At 59.4% G+C, this 14,756-nt stretch carries 14 protein-coding genes; 12 read left to right on the top strand and 2 right to left on the bottom strand.

Annotated elements, in window-relative coordinates; genetic code table 11:
• Nucleotides 1–384: 384 nt before the first annotated feature.
• Complete coding sequence (gene fnrN / locus ASB65_RS25460) at nucleotides 385–1,110, bottom strand: transcriptional regulator FnrN (RefSeq protein ID WP_003502897.1); 726 nt, start codon at nucleotides 1,108–1,110, stop codon at nucleotides 385–387.
• A 212-nt stretch (nucleotides 1,111–1,322) separates the two neighbouring features.
• On the opposite strand from fnrN, the gene hemN reads away from it, so the two are divergent.
• The 8 genes from hemN to ASB65_RS25500 all read left to right on the top strand — a co-directional run bounded on the left by hemN (nucleotide 1,323) and on the right by ASB65_RS25500 (nucleotide 9,423).
• Complete coding sequence (gene hemN, locus ASB65_RS25465) at nucleotides 1,323–2,672, top strand: oxygen-independent coproporphyrinogen III oxidase (RefSeq protein ID WP_060725786.1); 1,350 nt, start codon at nucleotides 1,323–1,325, stop codon at nucleotides 2,670–2,672.
• A 114-nt stretch (nucleotides 2,673–2,786) separates the two neighbouring features.
• Nucleotides 2,787–3,071 carry an acyl carrier protein gene (locus tag ASB65_RS25470; protein ID WP_003495848.1) on the top strand — a complete coding sequence of 95 codons (285 nt, stop codon included), beginning with the start codon at nucleotides 2,787–2,789 and terminating at the stop codon, nucleotides 3,069–3,071.
• An 89-nt stretch (nucleotides 3,072–3,160) separates the two neighbouring features.
• A complete protein-coding gene (locus tag ASB65_RS25475) occupies nucleotides 3,161–3,640 on the top strand; it encodes a 3-hydroxyacyl-ACP dehydratase FabZ family protein (RefSeq protein WP_003502886.1) in 480 nt (159 codons plus the stop codon).
• 208 nt (nucleotides 3,641–3,848) lie between these two features.
• Entirely contained in the window at nucleotides 3,849–5,045 is a 1,197-nt protein-coding gene (locus ASB65_RS25480; protein WP_060725787.1) for a beta-ketoacyl-ACP synthase, read from the top strand.
• Nucleotides 5,046–5,056: 11 nt separating this feature from the next.
• On the top strand, nucleotides 5,057–6,340 hold the full coding sequence (locus ASB65_RS25485) for a beta-ketoacyl-ACP synthase (protein WP_003502883.1): 1,284 nt from the start codon (nucleotides 5,057–5,059) through the stop codon (nucleotides 6,338–6,340).
• Nucleotides 6,341–6,485: 145 nt separating this feature from the next.
• Nucleotides 6,486–7,514, top strand: coding sequence for a zinc-binding dehydrogenase (locus tag ASB65_RS25490; protein ID WP_003502882.1), 1,029 nt, complete (start codon nucleotides 6,486–6,488; stop codon nucleotides 7,512–7,514).
• A 5-nt stretch (nucleotides 7,515–7,519) separates the two neighbouring features.
• On the top strand, nucleotides 7,520–8,449 hold the full coding sequence (locus ASB65_RS25495) for a lipid A biosynthesis lauroyl acyltransferase (RefSeq protein WP_003502881.1): 930 nt from the start codon (nucleotides 7,520–7,522) through the stop codon (nucleotides 8,447–8,449).
• Nucleotides 8,450–8,727: 278 nt separating this feature from the next.
• The gene (locus tag ASB65_RS25500; RefSeq protein ID WP_060725788.1) at nucleotides 8,728–9,423 is read left to right on the top strand and encodes a hypothetical protein; all 696 of its coding nucleotides are present in this window, start codon (nucleotides 8,728–8,730) and stop codon (nucleotides 9,421–9,423) included.
• A 56-nt stretch (nucleotides 9,424–9,479) separates the two neighbouring features.
• Here ASB65_RS25500 and ASB65_RS25505 read toward each other — a convergent pair whose 3' ends face one another.
• Nucleotides 9,480–10,283 carry a TSUP family transporter gene (locus ASB65_RS25505; protein WP_060725789.1) on the bottom strand — a complete coding sequence of 268 codons (804 nt, stop codon included), beginning with the start codon at nucleotides 10,281–10,283 and terminating at the stop codon, nucleotides 9,480–9,482.
• Between the two features lie 181 nt (nucleotides 10,284–10,464).
• Between ASB65_RS25505 and ASB65_RS25510 the strand changes: the two genes are divergently transcribed.
• The 4 genes from ASB65_RS25510 to ASB65_RS28630 all read left to right on the top strand — a co-directional run bounded on the left by ASB65_RS25510 (nucleotide 10,465) and on the right by ASB65_RS28630 (nucleotide 14,731).
• The gene (locus ASB65_RS25510) at nucleotides 10,465–11,424 is read left to right on the top strand and encodes a nucleoside hydrolase (protein ID WP_060725840.1); all 960 of its coding nucleotides are present in this window, start codon (nucleotides 10,465–10,467) and stop codon (nucleotides 11,422–11,424) included.
• Nucleotides 11,425–11,726: 302 nt separating this feature from the next.
• Nucleotides 11,727–12,947: an LL-diaminopimelate aminotransferase gene (locus tag ASB65_RS25515; RefSeq protein WP_003502876.1), complete on the top strand. Its 1,221-nt coding sequence runs from the start codon at nucleotides 11,727–11,729 to the stop codon at nucleotides 12,945–12,947.
• 61 nt (nucleotides 12,948–13,008) lie between these two features.
• On the top strand, nucleotides 13,009–14,319 hold the full coding sequence (locus ASB65_RS25520) for a homoserine dehydrogenase (RefSeq protein ID WP_020012584.1): 1,311 nt from the start codon (nucleotides 13,009–13,011) through the stop codon (nucleotides 14,317–14,319).
• A 187-nt stretch (nucleotides 14,320–14,506) separates the two neighbouring features.
• Nucleotides 14,507–14,731 (top strand): hypothetical protein, encoded by a 225-nt coding sequence (locus ASB65_RS28630; RefSeq protein ID WP_060725790.1) that lies wholly within the window; start codon nucleotides 14,507–14,509, stop codon nucleotides 14,729–14,731.
• Nucleotides 14,732–14,756 lie beyond the last annotated feature (25 nt).

A 14,756-nucleotide genomic window follows, 5' to 3' on the forward strand; every position in this document is an offset into this window, starting at 1 on the left:
TTCAGAGACTGGCCAGACCATCTTTGTTGACAAGACATGCCCCCCAAACGGTCGATTCCCTATGGAGCGAGCGGGTGTGCTTTGTTTCTTCTCTCTGGCGGAGAGAAGAAACATGCGGCGATGCCGAGCTTGTAACCCCTTCTTTACCCTGCCTTTGAACCATCCGCTTACCCAAGATGTTAAGCGGATGGATGAGGTTTGCCGCTATGATGCAGCCATAACAAACAGGCCGCTGAAAAAGCGGGGCACGGGGTGAAATATCATGAAATGCATCGCCGCTTTGCTGGTTCTTGCCGGTTTTGCGCTCGCACCCGCACAGGCGCGGGCGCCGCACATCAATTTCGGGACACCTTCACTTCAGGGGCAGTGAGAGGGCAAATTCCGTCAGTCGTTGCCGGCGGCTTCGCTCAGCACGTCGAGATCAGGCACCGTGATGTGACGGTTGTTTTCGATGCGGATAATGCCTTCCTTGCGCAGCTTGGTCATTTGCCGGCTAACCGTTTCGATGGTGAGGCCAAGGAAATCGGCGATGTCGGCGCGTGAAAGCGGCAGGTCGAAACAGGATTTGTCGTCGTTTTCCGGGTCGATATGGGTGGCGATCATATAAAGGAAGCTGGCAACCTTTTCCTGTGCCGATTTGCGACCCAGCGTCAGCATCCAGTCACGCGCCTCGTCCAGTTCCTTCAGGGACTGGTTGTGAAGCTTGCGTTCCATGTCAGGCACTTCGGACACCATGCGGTCGACAACGCGGCGCGGAAAGAGACAAATCTCCACATCGGTTGCGGCTTCCGCCGTCATCTTGCTTTCCGCTAGGAACGGACGGCCGAGGAAATCCGGTGCGAATTGCAGGCCGACGATCTGCTGACGGCCATCCGACATCATTTTCGACAGCTTCACCACGCCCTTCAGGATATTGCCATAGGAGGTGACGAGTTCGCCCTGGCCGAGAAGCTCGTTGCCGGCTTCCAGCTTTTTGCGGCTGGAATGGCGGTTGAGATCGCAGAGCTGCTGTGGTGTCAGCGTGCTGCAAAGACCGCCGTGACGCGCCTCGCAGGAGCGGCAAACAACGGGCTCTTCCGAATTGTGGATGGTCTTCTGCAGCGTGTCCATAAGCCTTTTCCAATGCTGGCTTTTCGGGACGATTGCGACCGTGGGTATCAAATACGGTCTCTTTGAAGGCTTGCGCCATGTAGCCGTCGTCCCCGCGTCTACTTTAGCAAGAACTTATGGCGCAATTTGATTGAAGTCAAAGTTGCAAACTGTCGCAGCCGTTACTGAAAGAGAGGAAATCGACATTTTCTTGATAAAAGGCAAATCGGGTGATGAATACCGAACTTCTTCACAAATATTCGGGTGCAGTGCCGCGTTACACGAGCTATCCGACCGCGCCGCATTTCCACGAGGGAATCGATAATGGCACCTATCACGGCTGGCTCGGCGCGCTTGGCCACAGAAATCGCATATCGCTTTATCTGCATATTCCCTATTGCGACCGGCTGTGCTGGTTCTGCGCCTGTCACACCAAGCACACGCTGAAATACGAGCCGATTGCAGTTTATCTTGAAGCACTTAAGCAGGAGATTGCGGCGGGTGGCGCGCTTTTTTCGCCTGATGCGGGGGGGAGTGCTGTCCATTTCGGCGGCGGGTCGCCCACCATGCTGAAGCCGGAGGACATGCAGAGCCTGATGGACTGTCTGCGGCGTCACTTCACCTTCGGGCTCGCACCTGAAATCAGCGTCGAGATGGACCCCAATGATCTGGACGACAGCCGCTATGATGCGCTTGCCGCCATCGGCATGTCGCGGGCGAGCCTCGGCGTTCAGGACTTCGATGACAAAGTGCAAAAAACCATCAACCGCATCCAGTCCTTCGAACAGACGAAATCCGTCGTGGATGCCGTGCGGGCGAGGGGCGTGCATTCGGTCAACTGCGACATCCTCTATGGGCTGCCGTTCCAGACCTGTGAGACATTGGAAAGGACCGTCAACCAGATCGTGTCGCTCGATCCCGATCGCATCGCGCTTTTCGGTTATGCCCATGTTCCCTGGATGAAAAAACACCAGTCGCTGATCCCCGAACACGCGCTTCCGGATATTGCCGAGCGCTACCGCCAGATGACGATGGCGGGCGCGATGCTGAAACAGGCGGGTTACAAGGCGATCGGCATCGACCATTTCGCCAAGCCGACCGATACATTATGCCAGACCGCAGAAGCCGGCGCGCTGCGACGGAATTTCCAGGGCTACACGACCGACACGGCCGATGCGCTGATCGGGCTCGGTGCATCGTCGATCGGCAGGCTGCCGCAGGGTTATGTGCAGAACATGGTGGCGACGGGGGAATATCAGCGTATGGCGGGCGAGGGCGGTCTTGCCGTCGTCAAGGGCATTGAACTGTCGGAGGAGGATCATCTGCGCTCGCATGTCATTGAACGGCTGATGTGCGATTTTTCGATCGATCTTTCGGAATTGCAGCACCGTTTCGGCAAGGTGAGCCATTCCGTGAGGGATGAGGCACAGCTGTTCGCCGCAGGCGACAGGGATGGCGTGGTGCGTCTGGATGCCGATATTTTTGCCGTGACGGAGGCTGGAAAGCCGTTCGTGCGTAACATCGCGGCAATCTTCGACACCTATCTCGGTAACGGACGCGGCCGCCATTCGGTTGCTGTTTAGGCAACAGTTTTGGGGCAAATTACAAAGTTACGTCACGAAACCATTGGCTTTTTTGTGCGACTTGCCTATGTGGTGCGTCAGACAGGATAATTCATACGAACGACAATAAGGATTATGGGCGTGACAGCTACATTCGACAAGGTTGCCGACATTATCGCCGAAACCAGCGAAATCGACCGCGAAACCATTACGCCGGAGAGCCACACGATCGACGATCTGGGCATCGACAGCCTCGACTTTCTTGATATCGTTTTTGCGATCGACAAGGAATTCGGCATCAAGATTCCGCTCGAGCAGTGGACGCAGGAAGTCAACGAAGGCAAGGTTTCCACCGAAGAATATTTCGTGCTGAAGAACCTCTGTGCCAAGATCGACGAATTGCGCGCAGCCAAGGGCTGAAGCAACGATGCCCGCTTCAGGCGGGCATTTTTCTTTCTGGACCCAGCCTGTAAAGGCGGGTCGCAACCGACCAGAGACGGGCCGGACAGATGCTGCTTGAATATTTTCAGATGATCGACAAGGTCGAGGCCGTGGACATGGCGACGCGCACGTTGAAGGCGCAGTCGATCGTTCCCGACCAGAGCCCGGTATTCGAAGGTCACTTCCCCGGCATGCCGCTGGTTCCGGGCGTGCTGCTGATCGAAACGATGGCGCAGGCTTCCGGCATGCTGGTTCTGGCCTTCAGCGATTTTGCGTCCATGCCGTTCCTGATGTCGGTCGACGGCGCCAAGATGCGCACCTTCGTGGAGCCGGGCGCGGTTCTCGACATCGAGGCCGTGCTGGAGCATGACGGTTCCGGTTTTGCCGTAACCAAGGCGAAGATCACCTCTGCCGGCAAGAAGGTCTGCGACGCGCAGCTTAAATTGCGCACAATGCCGTTCAGCGAAATTCCGCTCGGGCCTATCGTCAAGAAGCGGGCGGAAGAAGTCGGCCTGATGGCGGCGATTGCCGCGGATGCGCAGAAATAAGCGTTTCCACCCGTTTCGAAGGAGAGCGTTTTTCCCGTCGGCCCGGTTTTGACGCACGAAATTCGTGGGCTCGCGACGGCGGATCGGGCCTTCACCATTGCCAATCCGCATCGCGCGCTTTATTCCGCAACGCATGAAGTGGTTGTTCGCAACCGCTGTGGATAGCCGTGACCGTTTCGGCGGGGCCGGCTGCAAAGGATGACAGACGATGAAATCTGACAATGATGTGGTGATAACAGGGGTCGGCATCGTGACCTGTCACGGCGTTGGCAGCCAGGCGCATGTGGCGCTTCTTTCTGGAACCGCCGCGCCGGCGACGATTGTCGAGACCGAAAAATTCAAACCCTATCCGGTCCATCCCATGCCTGAGATCGACTGGTCCGCGCAGATTGCCAAGCGCGGCGACCAGCGCCAGATGGAAAACTGGCAGCGGCTTGGCGTTTTTGCCGCCGGTCTGGCGCTCGATGATGCCGGGCTGAAGGAAAATGCCGAAGCCTGCGCCACAATGGACATGATCGTTGCCGCCGGTGGTGGTGAGCGCGACATCAATGTCGATACGCTGATCGTCGACGAGGCGCTGAAGCGCAATGACCGCGAAAAGCTGCTCAACGAGAAGCTGACGACGGAACTGCGCCCGACGCTGTTTCTCGCCCAGCTTTCCAACCTGATGGCCGGCAACATCTCCATCGTGCACAAGGTCACCGGGTCTTCCCGCACTTTCATGGGCGAGGAAGCGGCGGGCATTTCCGCCGTCGAAACCGCATTCCACCGCATTCGCTCCGGCGAATCGAGCCACGCGCTGGTGGGCGGTGCTTTCTCTGCGGAACGTCCCGACATGATCCTGCTGTTTGAAGCCATCGGTGCACATGCGCAGGGCGGCTGGCAGCCGCTCTGGTCGCGTGGTGACCAGGACGGCGGCGGCATGGTTTCCGGTTCGCTGGGCGCCTTCCTTGTGCTGGAATCGCGCAAGCACGCCAGCGAGCGTGGCGCGCGCATCTATGCCCGCATCGACGCCATCGAGGGTGATCGCGGCAGCCGTGACGAAGGCAAGATGGAAAAGCGCATGGAGCGTCTGCTTGCCCCTGCCAAGGACGGCGCAGCCACTGTCATCTTCTCCGGCGCAAGCGGTTATGACGGTGTGACGGCCCGCGAGAAGGACATTCTCGAAAAGGCTCTGCCAAATGCTGTCATCCGCGGTTTCGGCGGTATCACCGGCCACGGGCTGGAAGCGCAGTTCCCGCTTGGGCTGGCGCTCGCGGCGCTGACCCTTGAAAGCGGCGCGAAGGTGCCGGTTTTCGACGCGGCTGAGGAAAAACCCATGGGCGAGGCGGCCAGCGAAGCCGTCGTCACCACCGTCGGCCATGTGCGCGGCGAAGGGGTCGCCGTTCTGTCCCGTGACGTGTGAGGAGAAAGACCATGACTTCCAACTTCAAGGATCATCTCGGTCGTCCCATCGTTGCCGTGACCGGCATGGGCATCATCACGTCGCTCGGGCAGGGGCTTGCCGATAACTGGGCGGCGCTGACATCGGGCAAGTCGGGCATCCACAAGATCACCCGTTTCCCGACCGAGGGGCTTTCGACGCGGATCAGCGGCACGGTGGATTTCATCGATATCCCGGTTCCGAATTCGGTCGAGCGTTCCTATGCTTTTGCGCGTGAGACCACCATCGAGGCTCTGGCGCAGGCCGGTATATCAGGTGATTTCGACGGTCCGCTGTTTCTTGCAGCACCGCCAATCGAGCCGGAATGGAGCGCCCGTTTCGAGCTTGCCGACCGGTCTCCGCCGGCTGCCCAGCCGGGTGACGCCTATGAGCGGTTCCTGACGGCTTTCCGCCAGCGTCCCGATCCGGCATTCCAGGAAGCGGCGCTGTTCGGCGCGATTTCCGAGCGCCTTTCCGACCGTTTTGGCACGCGCGGCCTGCCGGTCACGCTTTCGACTGCCTGTGCATCTGGCGCGACCGCGATCCAGCTTGGTGTCGAAGCAATCCGCCAGGGCCGCACCGAGCGGGCGCTGACGGTTGCGACAGACGGTTCGGTCAGCGCCGAAGCGCTGATCCGCTTCTCGTTGCTGTCGGCGCTTTCGACCCAGAACGACCCGCCGGAAAAGGCCTCCAAGCCATTCAGCAAGGACCGCGACGGTTTCGTGATCGCCGAAGGTGCGGCGACGCTGGTGCTGGAATCGCTCGAAGCCGCCGTTGCACGCGGTGCCAAGGTTCTCGGCATCATCAAGGGCGCCGGCGAAAAGGCTGACAGCTTCCACCGCACACGCTCTTCGCCCGATGGCGGCCCGGCGATCGCGACGATCCGCGCGGCACTTGCCGATGCGGGCGTGGCCGAAAGCGATATCGGTTATATCAACGCCCACGGCACCTCGACGCCGGAAAACGACAAGATGGAATATGGCTCCATGCTCGCCGTCTTCGGCGAGGGCCTGAAGAACATCCCGCTGTCGTCCAACAAGTCGATGATCGGCCATACCTTGACCGCCGCAGGCGCTGTGGAAGCGGTGTTCTCGCTGCAGACCATGCTGACCGGCACCCTGCCGCCGACAATCAACTACAACAATCCCGATCCGACCATCACGCTCGACGTGGTGCCGAATGTGAAGCGGGATGCTCAGGTGAGCGCGGTTCTGTCCAACTCCTTCGGATTTGGCGGGCAGAATGCAAGCCTTGTCATGACGCGGGAACCGGCCTGACCGGTTTCACCACTAACAGGAGCGTTTTCGCTTGAATTGCGAAAACGCTCTCGCTTCTTTGATTACGCATTCCGGCCGCAAAACCGTTACAGAGGTTTGCTGGAATAGCCCTTTAGATAAACGCCCTCGGGCGAAGGACTGATATATGCGCGCTCTTCAACTCGTGGACGACCGGAAGCTCGAAAAAGTGGACCTGCCCGAACCGGATGCTCCGGCACCGGGCGAGGTGACGCTGCGCGTCAAGGCGGTTGCGCTCAACCACATCGATGTGTGGGGCTGGCGCGGCATGGCTTTCGCCAAGCGCAAGATGCCGCTCACCATCGGTGCGGAAGCCTCCGGCGTGGTCGAAGCCATCGGTCCGGGCGTGTCGAACGTGCTGCCCGGCCAGCTCGTCGCAATCTATGGCGCGCGCACCTGCGGGCTGTGCAAACCCTGCCGCGAAGGCCGTGACAATCTGTGCGAACATGTGCAGGGCGTTCACGGTTTCCATCTCGATGGTTTTGCCCAGGAAAAGATCAATATTCCCGCCCGCCAGCTCGTGCCCGCACCGCATGGCGTCGATGCCGTTGCGGCTGCCCTCGCACCTGTCACCTTCGGCACGGTCGAGCACATGCTGTTCGACAATGCCAAGCTCGAATCCGGTGAGACGATCCTCGTGCATGCCGGCGGTTCCGGCATCGGCACGGCGGCGATCCAGCTTGCCAAGAAGATGGGCTGCACCGTCATCACCACCGTCGGCTCCGACGACAAGATCGAACGGGCGAAGGCTCTGGGTGCCGACCACGTCATCAACTACAGGACCGACCGTTTTGAAGGCGTCGTGCGCAAGCTGACGAAAAAGAAGGGCGTCGACGTTGTATTCGAACATGTTGGCAAGGACACCTGGGCGGGCTCGATGTTCTCGCTGAAGCGCGGCGGCCGTCTCGTCACCTGCGGTTCTACGTCTGGTGTCTCCACCGATATCAACCTGATGATGCTGTTCCAGCAGCAGCTGAAGCTGCTCGGCTCCTTCGGCTGCCGTATGGAAAACATGGCCAACGCCATGCAGAAGATGGCGCGTGGCATCGTGCATCCTGTTATCGACACCGAAGTCACCTTCGACGATATCGACCGGGCGCTGGAACGTATGGAGACGCGTCAGGTGTTCGGTAAAATCGTTCTGCGGATGGATTGACCGTCTTGAAGCTTTTCCTGACACGGATCGTCCTGAAACTGGACCACTTCCGGCAGTGGCTGATCGCGACATTCGCCTTCGGCCTTCTCAACCTGCTGAAGCTCTTCCCCGCCGATGCGGGCATTCGCGCCGCCGACCGGCTGGCGCGCTGGGTGGGGCCGAAGACTGGTCGCCACAAGCTGATGCTTTATAATCTGGCACGCGCCTTTCCGGAGAAGTCAGAGGAAGAGCGGCTTGCGATCGCCATGGACAGCTGGGCCAATATGGGCCGGCTTGCGGCGGAATATGTGTTTCTCGACCGGCTGTTCGATTTCGATCCGGAAAAGAACGAGCCGGGCCGCATCGAGGTCGAGGGCACCTCGACCTTCCTCGAACTGCGCGACAATCCGCGACCCTTCATCGTCTTTACCGCCCATAGCGGCAATTTCGAGCTGCTGCCGGTTGCCGGCTCGGCTTTTGGTCTCGATGTGACGGTGTTGTTCCGGCCGCCCAACAATCCCTTCGTGGCTGACAAGGTTTTCAATTTCCGCAAGGAGCGCATGGGTAATCTCGTGCCCTCGCATGCCGGCTCTTCCTTCGCGCTGGCGCGACAGCTGGAAAAGGGTGGCGGCGTGGGCGTGCTCGTCGATCAGAAATTCGGCAAGGGGCTGACGACGAAATTTTTCGGCCTTGAGGTTCGTACCAATCCGCTTCTCGCCAAGCTGGTGCGGCAGTTCAACTGCGATGTTTATCCTGCCCGCTGCGTGCGTCTTCCGGATAATCGCTACAGGCTGGAAATAGAGCCCAGGGTTGAAATTCCGCGCGATGAGAAGGGCAATGTCGATATTCAGGCGACGGCGCAGCTTCTGAACGACAAGGTGGAAAGCTGGGTGCGCGAATACCCCGGACAATGGCTGTGGTATCACGACCGCTGGGACGTGAAGCATCAGATTTGACGGGATCGTGTGCGGCCGGATTTTCGGCGATTCTCACGAAATTCGACGGGAAAATCGTGCGTTTCGGTACTTTTCCATATTTGCGGAACCTCATTTTTCGTTCATGGATTATCGAAATTGAAAAATTAGCGGCTGCTGTGATATTTTGAACAACAATCCTCGCGGCGTTCCTGCGTTTCGTTACGTCATTTTTAAGCGCAAAGACGCTACAATCAGGGGATAAAGGCTTAATCCGTTCGCATAGGTAGCGGGGTTATGCCCGTTCAGGGAGAGTTGGGTTGAAAGATTTGATTGAGTTGTTCTGGCTGCGTTATACGGAACTGCAATCTGCCGTTGGTAAAAACGAAGCCGACAAGATTGCCGTGCTGGAACGTGAACTGGAACAGCTCCTCGAGCGGGTTGTCGGACGCAAGACAGAAAACTCCGAAGATATCCGCGAGCAGTTCCGTTTTGCCATCGATCTCCTTAACCACGAGGCGGAAGACCTTGGCTGCGTGCAGCGCAACTCCGAGCTTCTTCGCACCCTTGTCGATCGCTACGTCGGCATGCCGTCAAAGGCGAAGGTCGTCGGTGACGAGGACGAAGACACTCTGGCGTGGCATCACCGCCATCTGATCCTCGATGAGGATATGCTCAACGATCTCGACGAGCCGGTGGTGATCGTTTCCCCTGGCTACCGCGTTTCCTTCGCCAATGCTCTCGATGCATTTCAGCGCAATGCCCCGGAAGGGCTTGTCGGCTGCCATATCGCCGAACTTGTCGGCGTTCACCGGTTCCAGAACAATCTCAGGGAAAAGCTCGACAATTGCTTCAAGGGCGATACGTCGAAATATACCTATGCGGAAGATCAGAATGGCCGCACGGTCGTCAAGTCGCTGGAAATGTCGCCGTGCTACTCGTCCGCCTACAAGCTCGTAGGTGCGATGGTGGTGATCCGCGAAATCGCCGATCGCCGTCGCCGCGCCGCTGGCTGAGGCAGCAGGGCGCCTTCCCATTGTCGGAATGACGGGAAAAGGCGCTCCACCATCCCTTATTTCGGGAATATGGTTTCCCAGACAGTGGCGATCGACCAGGCGGACGATGCGTCGACAAGAAGCTTCGTCGCCATGGCAAGGCATGACAGGACGAGCAGCGGGCGGATGATCTTTGCGCCGTTTTTCATCGCGAAACGGGATCCGATCTGCGCGCCGATGAACTGGCCGACCCCCATGGCCAGGCCGAGCTTCCACAAAACCGCGCCACCCATTGCAAAGACGAGAAAGCCGCCGAAATTCGAACCGAGGTTGAGAAGCTTCGTGTGGGCGGTCGCCTTCAGCATTCCGAAACCGGCAAGACCCACAAAGGCCAGCATGTAGAAGGACCCAGCGCCAGGGCCGAAAACACCGTCGTAAAAACCGATCAGCGGCGCGACCGCAAGCCCGAACACGAAGGGCGTGATGCGGCGGTGGCTGTCGATATCGCTGAGCTGCGGCTTGAAGGCAAAATAAAGCGCGATCGCAATCAACAGGAACGGCATGATGGCGCGCATGAGATCGGCCGGCACGAAGGCGGCTGTCAGCGCGCCGAGCATCCCGCCGGCCATGGCCATCAGCGCCATCGGCAATTGTTCTTTGAGATTCACATGGCCGCGTCTGGCATAGGCAAGGGTCGCAGAGGCGGAACCAAACTGCGCCTGCAGCTTGTTCGTGCCGAGCGTATCGAGCGGGGCGATGCCCATGATCATCATTGCGGGAATGACGATGAGGCCACCACCACCGGCGATGGAATCGATAAATCCGGCAAAGATGGCGACGCAGAAGAGAACGATAAAAACGTTGAGGGCGATGTCTTGCACTGGGAATGTCCGGGCAGGCGAAGGAGAGGGCTTCTTCTTTCACCGAAAGGGCCACGGCGCAATCTCTTTCTGTGCGTTCGGCTGCGGGCGGGGGGATTGCGGTGTTGCCGCTTATCGTTATGTTTCCGTGGCGCGTCGCCGGAAGGACGGATGGCGCTTGAGACATATGGATGAGGGCATTATGCATAAAGTGATATTCGATACGGACCCCGGTGTGGATGACGCCATGGCGCTTCTGTTCCTGCACCGCCATCCCGATATCGATCTGATCGGCGTTACCACCGTTTTCGGCAATGCGCCCATTGATATCACCACCCGCAATGCGCTCTTCCTGAAGCGGGAATGGCAGATGACAGCACCGGTCGCCAGGGGCGCCGGCGTGACCTTCGATCCCGCCCGCAAGGAAGGCCACTGGCCGACCTTCATCCATGGCGAAAACGGCCTCGGCGATATCGATATCCCTGAGACCATCGATCTGCCGCTCGACCCGCGCCCCGCACATCGTTTCATCATCGAGACGGTAAAGGCCAATCCCGGTGAGGTGACGCTGATTGCCGTCGGTCGCATGACCAATCTGGCGCTGGCGCTCAGCGAAGAACCTGACTTCGCGGCGCTGGTGAAGGAGGTGATCGTCATGGGCGGCGCCTTCGACATGAACGGCAATGTGTCGCCGGCGGCCGAGGCTAATATTCACGGCGATCCTGAAGCGGCCGATCTCGTCTTCACCGCGCCCTGGCGCGTGATCGTCGTCGGTCTCGATGTGACGATGAAAACGGTGATGACCAGCGCCTTCATGGCTGACATGGCAAAGGCCGGCGGCAAGCCGGTGCAGCTGCTTTCGGACCTGTCGCAGTTCTACATCGATTTCTACAAGACCCGCACCGGCGACGGCATGGTGGTGCATGACAGCTGCGCCTGCGTCTATCTTGTGGCGCCTGAGCTTTTTGAAACCCGCAACGGCCCGGTACGCGTCGTCTGCGGCGGGCTTGCCGACGGCCAGACGATCCAGAAGCCGGATGGCCGCGCCTTTCCGCCGGGGGACCCGGGTGGGCATCCGCGCCAGCTCGTCTGCACAAATATCGAGCCGGAGCGCGTGCTTTCGGTCATCCGTGCCGCAATTGTGACAGGGGAGCGCGGCTGAAGGGCGGGAATGGCCGTTCTTGAGCATGGCTTGCCTTGCATTTTCCAAGAATCTGGCGTTATGCAAGTTCCCTGATCGTAGTGCGCGATCCGCCATGCCTGAGGGGCTGAAAAGGCCGTGCCGGAAGGACGGGCGGATGGCCGCTATGCGGCGTGGGCCAAGAAAACCCCTGTAGGTTTTCCCGTGCTTTGCGCTACAATGAATAACGCCTGCCGGGTCGGTTCGTGTCGGCGGCGTTTAACAACAAAAAACGAACCTTCGTTATGGACCGGAAGAACCGGTCCATTCCCATGAGGAAAGAGATGGAAGAGTTTCATAAGGTCCGGCGTCTGCCGCAATACGTCTTCGAACAGGTCAACCGTTTGAAAGCGAGCGCGCGAGCGGCCGGGGCCGATATCATCGATCTCGGCATGGGCAATCCCGACCTTCCGACCCCCAAGGCGATCGTCGACAAGCTTTGCGAGGTCGTTCAGGATCCGCGTACCCATCGTTATTCCTCCTCCAAGGGCATTCCAGGCCTTCGCCGCGCGCAGGCCGGTTATTATGCCCGCCGTTTCGGCGTGAAGCTGAACCCCGATACGCAGGTCGTCGCGACCCTCGGCTCCAAGGAAGGCTTCGCCAATATGGCGCAGGCCATCACCGCGCCGGGCGACGTCATCCTGTGTCCGAACCCGACCTATCCGATCCATGCCTTCGGTTTCCTGATGGCGGGCGGTGTTATCCGTTCGATGAATGTCGAGCCTGATGACAGTTTCTTTGGCCCGCTGGAGCGCGCCGTGCGCCACTCCATCCCGAAGCCGCTGGCGCTGATCGTCAACTACCCGTCGAACCCGACGGCGCATGTCGCCTCGCTTGATTTCTACAAGGACGTGATCGCCTTTGCGAAGAAGCACGAGATCATTGTGTTGTCCGACCTTGCCTATTCGGAGATCTATTTCGACGACAACAATCCGCCGCCTTCGGTTCTGGAAGTTCCCGGTGCAATCGACGTTGCGGTGGAATTCACCTCCATGTCGAAGACCTTCTCCATGCCAGGCTGGCGTATGGGCTTTGCCGTCGGCAACGAGCGGCTGATCGCGGCGCTGACGCGTGTGAAGTCCTATCTCGACTACGGCGCCTTCACGCCGATCCAGGTTGCGGCAACGCATGCGCTGAACGGTGACGGCTCTGACATTGCCGAAGTGCGCAATGTCTATCGCCGCCGTCGCGATGTCATGGTCGACACGTTCGGCAAGGCCGGCTTCGAGGTTCCGCCGCCGGCGGCGACCATGTTCGCCTGGGCGAAAATCCCGGAAAAGTTCCGCCATCTCGGCAGCCTGGAATTCTCCAAGCTTCTGGTCGAGAAGGCCGATATTGCCGTTGCTCCCGGCATCGGCTTTGGCGAGATGGGCGATGATTACGTCCGTCTCGCGCTCGTGGAAAACGAGCACCGAATTCGTCAGGCAGCGCGCAATCTGAAGCGTTTCCTGTCGAGCGCAGACGAAACGATGCACAACGTCGTTTCGCTTAACGCCCACAGATAAGGGCAACCGAAGGCGGCCGGGCCTCGGCCGCCACCATCACCAGCAAATCAGGAACATACCCATGGCAGATTCATTGAGAATCGGCATAGCGGGGCTCGGCACTGTCGGCGCTTCGCTCGTGCGCATCCTCCAGCAGAGAAGCAACGAACTTGCGATTACCTGCGGACGCGCGATTGAGATTATTGCGGTGAGCGCGCGCGACCGTTCGCGCGACCGCGGCATCGATCTCAAGGGTATTACCTGGTTCGACACGCCCGAGCAGATGGCAAGCGAAGCCGATATCGACGTCTTCGTCGAACTGGTCGGCGGCGCTTCCGGTCAGGCGGAAAATGCGGTGCGCGCGGCACTCGCCCGTGGTCTCCATGTGGTGACAGCCAACAAGGCGCTGCTGGCCAAGCATGGCGTCGAACTGGCGACGATTGCCGAAGACAAGGGCGCGCTTCTCAATTTCGAAGCGGCGGTGGCCGGCGGTATCCCCGTCATCAAGGCGCTGCGCGAATCCCTGACCGGCAACCATGTGTCGCGCATCTACGGCATCATGAACGGCACCTGCAATTACATCCTGACCAAGATGGAGAAGGAAGGGCTGTCCTTCGAGGCCTGTCTGAAGGAAGCGCAGCGGCTGGGTTATGCCGAAGCCGATCCGGCCTTCGATATCGAGGGCAACGACACCGCTCACAAGCTCGCCATTTTGACCACGCTTGCCTTCGGCAACAAGATTTCGGCTGATGACATCTATCTGGAAGGCATCACCAATATCTCCAGCGAGGACATTCAGGCGGCCGCCGAACTCGGTTACCGCATCAAGCTTCTCGGCGTGGCGCAGGTGACCGAATCCGGCATCGAGCAGCGCGTGCATCCGACCATGGTGCCGCTCGATTCCGTCATTGCCCAGGTTGACGGCGTGACCAATGCGGTGGCGATCGAATCCGACATTCTCGGCGAGTTGCTGATGGTCGGCCCGGGTGCCGGCGGCAACGCCACGGCTTCCGCCGTGCTCGGCGACATCGCCGATATCGCCAAGAGCCGTCCGGGCGCCCAGCAGGTGCCTGTCCTCGGCCGTCCGGCGAAATCCCTGTCGGAGTATCGCCGCGCCAAGATGAAGAGCCATGAGGGCGGTTATTTCATCCGCCTGACGGTGAAGGACCAGGCGGGCGTCTTCGCCTCCATCGCCACCCGCATGGCTGACAATAACATTTCGCTGGAATCCATCGTGCAGCGCCAGCGCGTGCATGTGGAAGGCGCGCCGCAGACCATCATCCTCGTCACCCATGCGACGATGGAAGATGCGATCCGCAAGGCCGTGAAGGCCATCAAGAACGAGAAATATCTCGTCAGCGAGCCGCAGGTCATCCGCATCGAGCGGACCTGAGACGCGTCATTATTTTGATGACATCGAGAGCCGCGCTTCCATATGGAGGCGCGGTTTTTCGTTGTATGGCTGCCTGTATAGCGCCGGTGGTCCGGCGCCCATAAAATTTGAGGGGAAGGCGTCGGAAGCGCTGGAAAACAAGGCGATTCGGCACTATGGTTAATCCTGTTCACCAAGCGAGGGAGGCGTGGCCGTGACATCGATCATCCTGTTCAAGGACAATAAGCGCGCTGGCATTGCGGCGACCCATCACCGGGCGCGGCCTCACAATGCCAATGACAATATTCGCACTATGGAATTCGACATGGGGGAGCATGAGCGCAACTGGTGTTCGCTCGCCGTCTTCTCGCTGCTGCTGCTCGTTGGCGCTGTCTCGATCGTCAGCCCGTTTTTCTCGATTTTTTCGGTGTGAAACCTCATATGCGCGTTTTTGCTTG

Origin of the sequence: Agrobacterium tumefaciens str. B6, from assembly GCF_001541315.1 — a bacterium.
Lineage (GTDB): Bacteria > Pseudomonadota > Alphaproteobacteria > Rhizobiales > Rhizobiaceae > Agrobacterium > Agrobacterium radiobacter.

Excerpts from the sequence above, each read along its gene's own strand:
- ASB65_RS25490 (WP_003502882.1), top strand. The coding sequence starts at position 6,486 with ATGCGCGCTCTTCAACTCGTGGACGACCGGAAGCTCGAAAAAGTGGAC.
- ASB65_RS25515 (WP_003502876.1), top strand. The coding sequence starts at position 11,727 with ATGGAAGAGTTTCATAAGGTCCGGCGTCTGCCGCAATACGTCTTCGAA.
- ASB65_RS25520 (WP_020012584.1), top strand. The coding sequence starts at position 13,009 with ATGGCAGATTCATTGAGAATCGGCATAGCGGGGCTCGGCACTGTCGGC.
- ASB65_RS25475 (WP_003502886.1), top strand. The coding sequence starts at position 3,161 with ATGCTGCTTGAATATTTTCAGATGATCGACAAGGTCGAGGCCGTGGAC.
- ASB65_RS25485 (WP_003502883.1), top strand. The coding sequence starts at position 5,057 with ATGACTTCCAACTTCAAGGATCATCTCGGTCGTCCCATCGTTGCCGTG.
- hemN (WP_060725786.1), top strand. The coding sequence starts at position 1,323 with ATGAATACCGAACTTCTTCACAAATATTCGGGTGCAGTGCCGCGTTAC.
- ASB65_RS25480 (WP_060725787.1), top strand. The coding sequence starts at position 3,849 with ATGAAATCTGACAATGATGTGGTGATAACAGGGGTCGGCATCGTGACC.
- ASB65_RS25470 (WP_003495848.1), top strand. The coding sequence starts at position 2,787 with ATGGGCGTGACAGCTACATTCGACAAGGTTGCCGACATTATCGCCGAA.
- ASB65_RS25510 (WP_060725840.1), top strand. The coding sequence starts at position 10,465 with ATGCATAAAGTGATATTCGATACGGACCCCGGTGTGGATGACGCCATG.
- fnrN (WP_003502897.1), bottom strand. The coding sequence starts at position 1,110 with ATGGACACGCTGCAGAAGACCATCCACAATTCGGAAGAGCCCGTTGTT.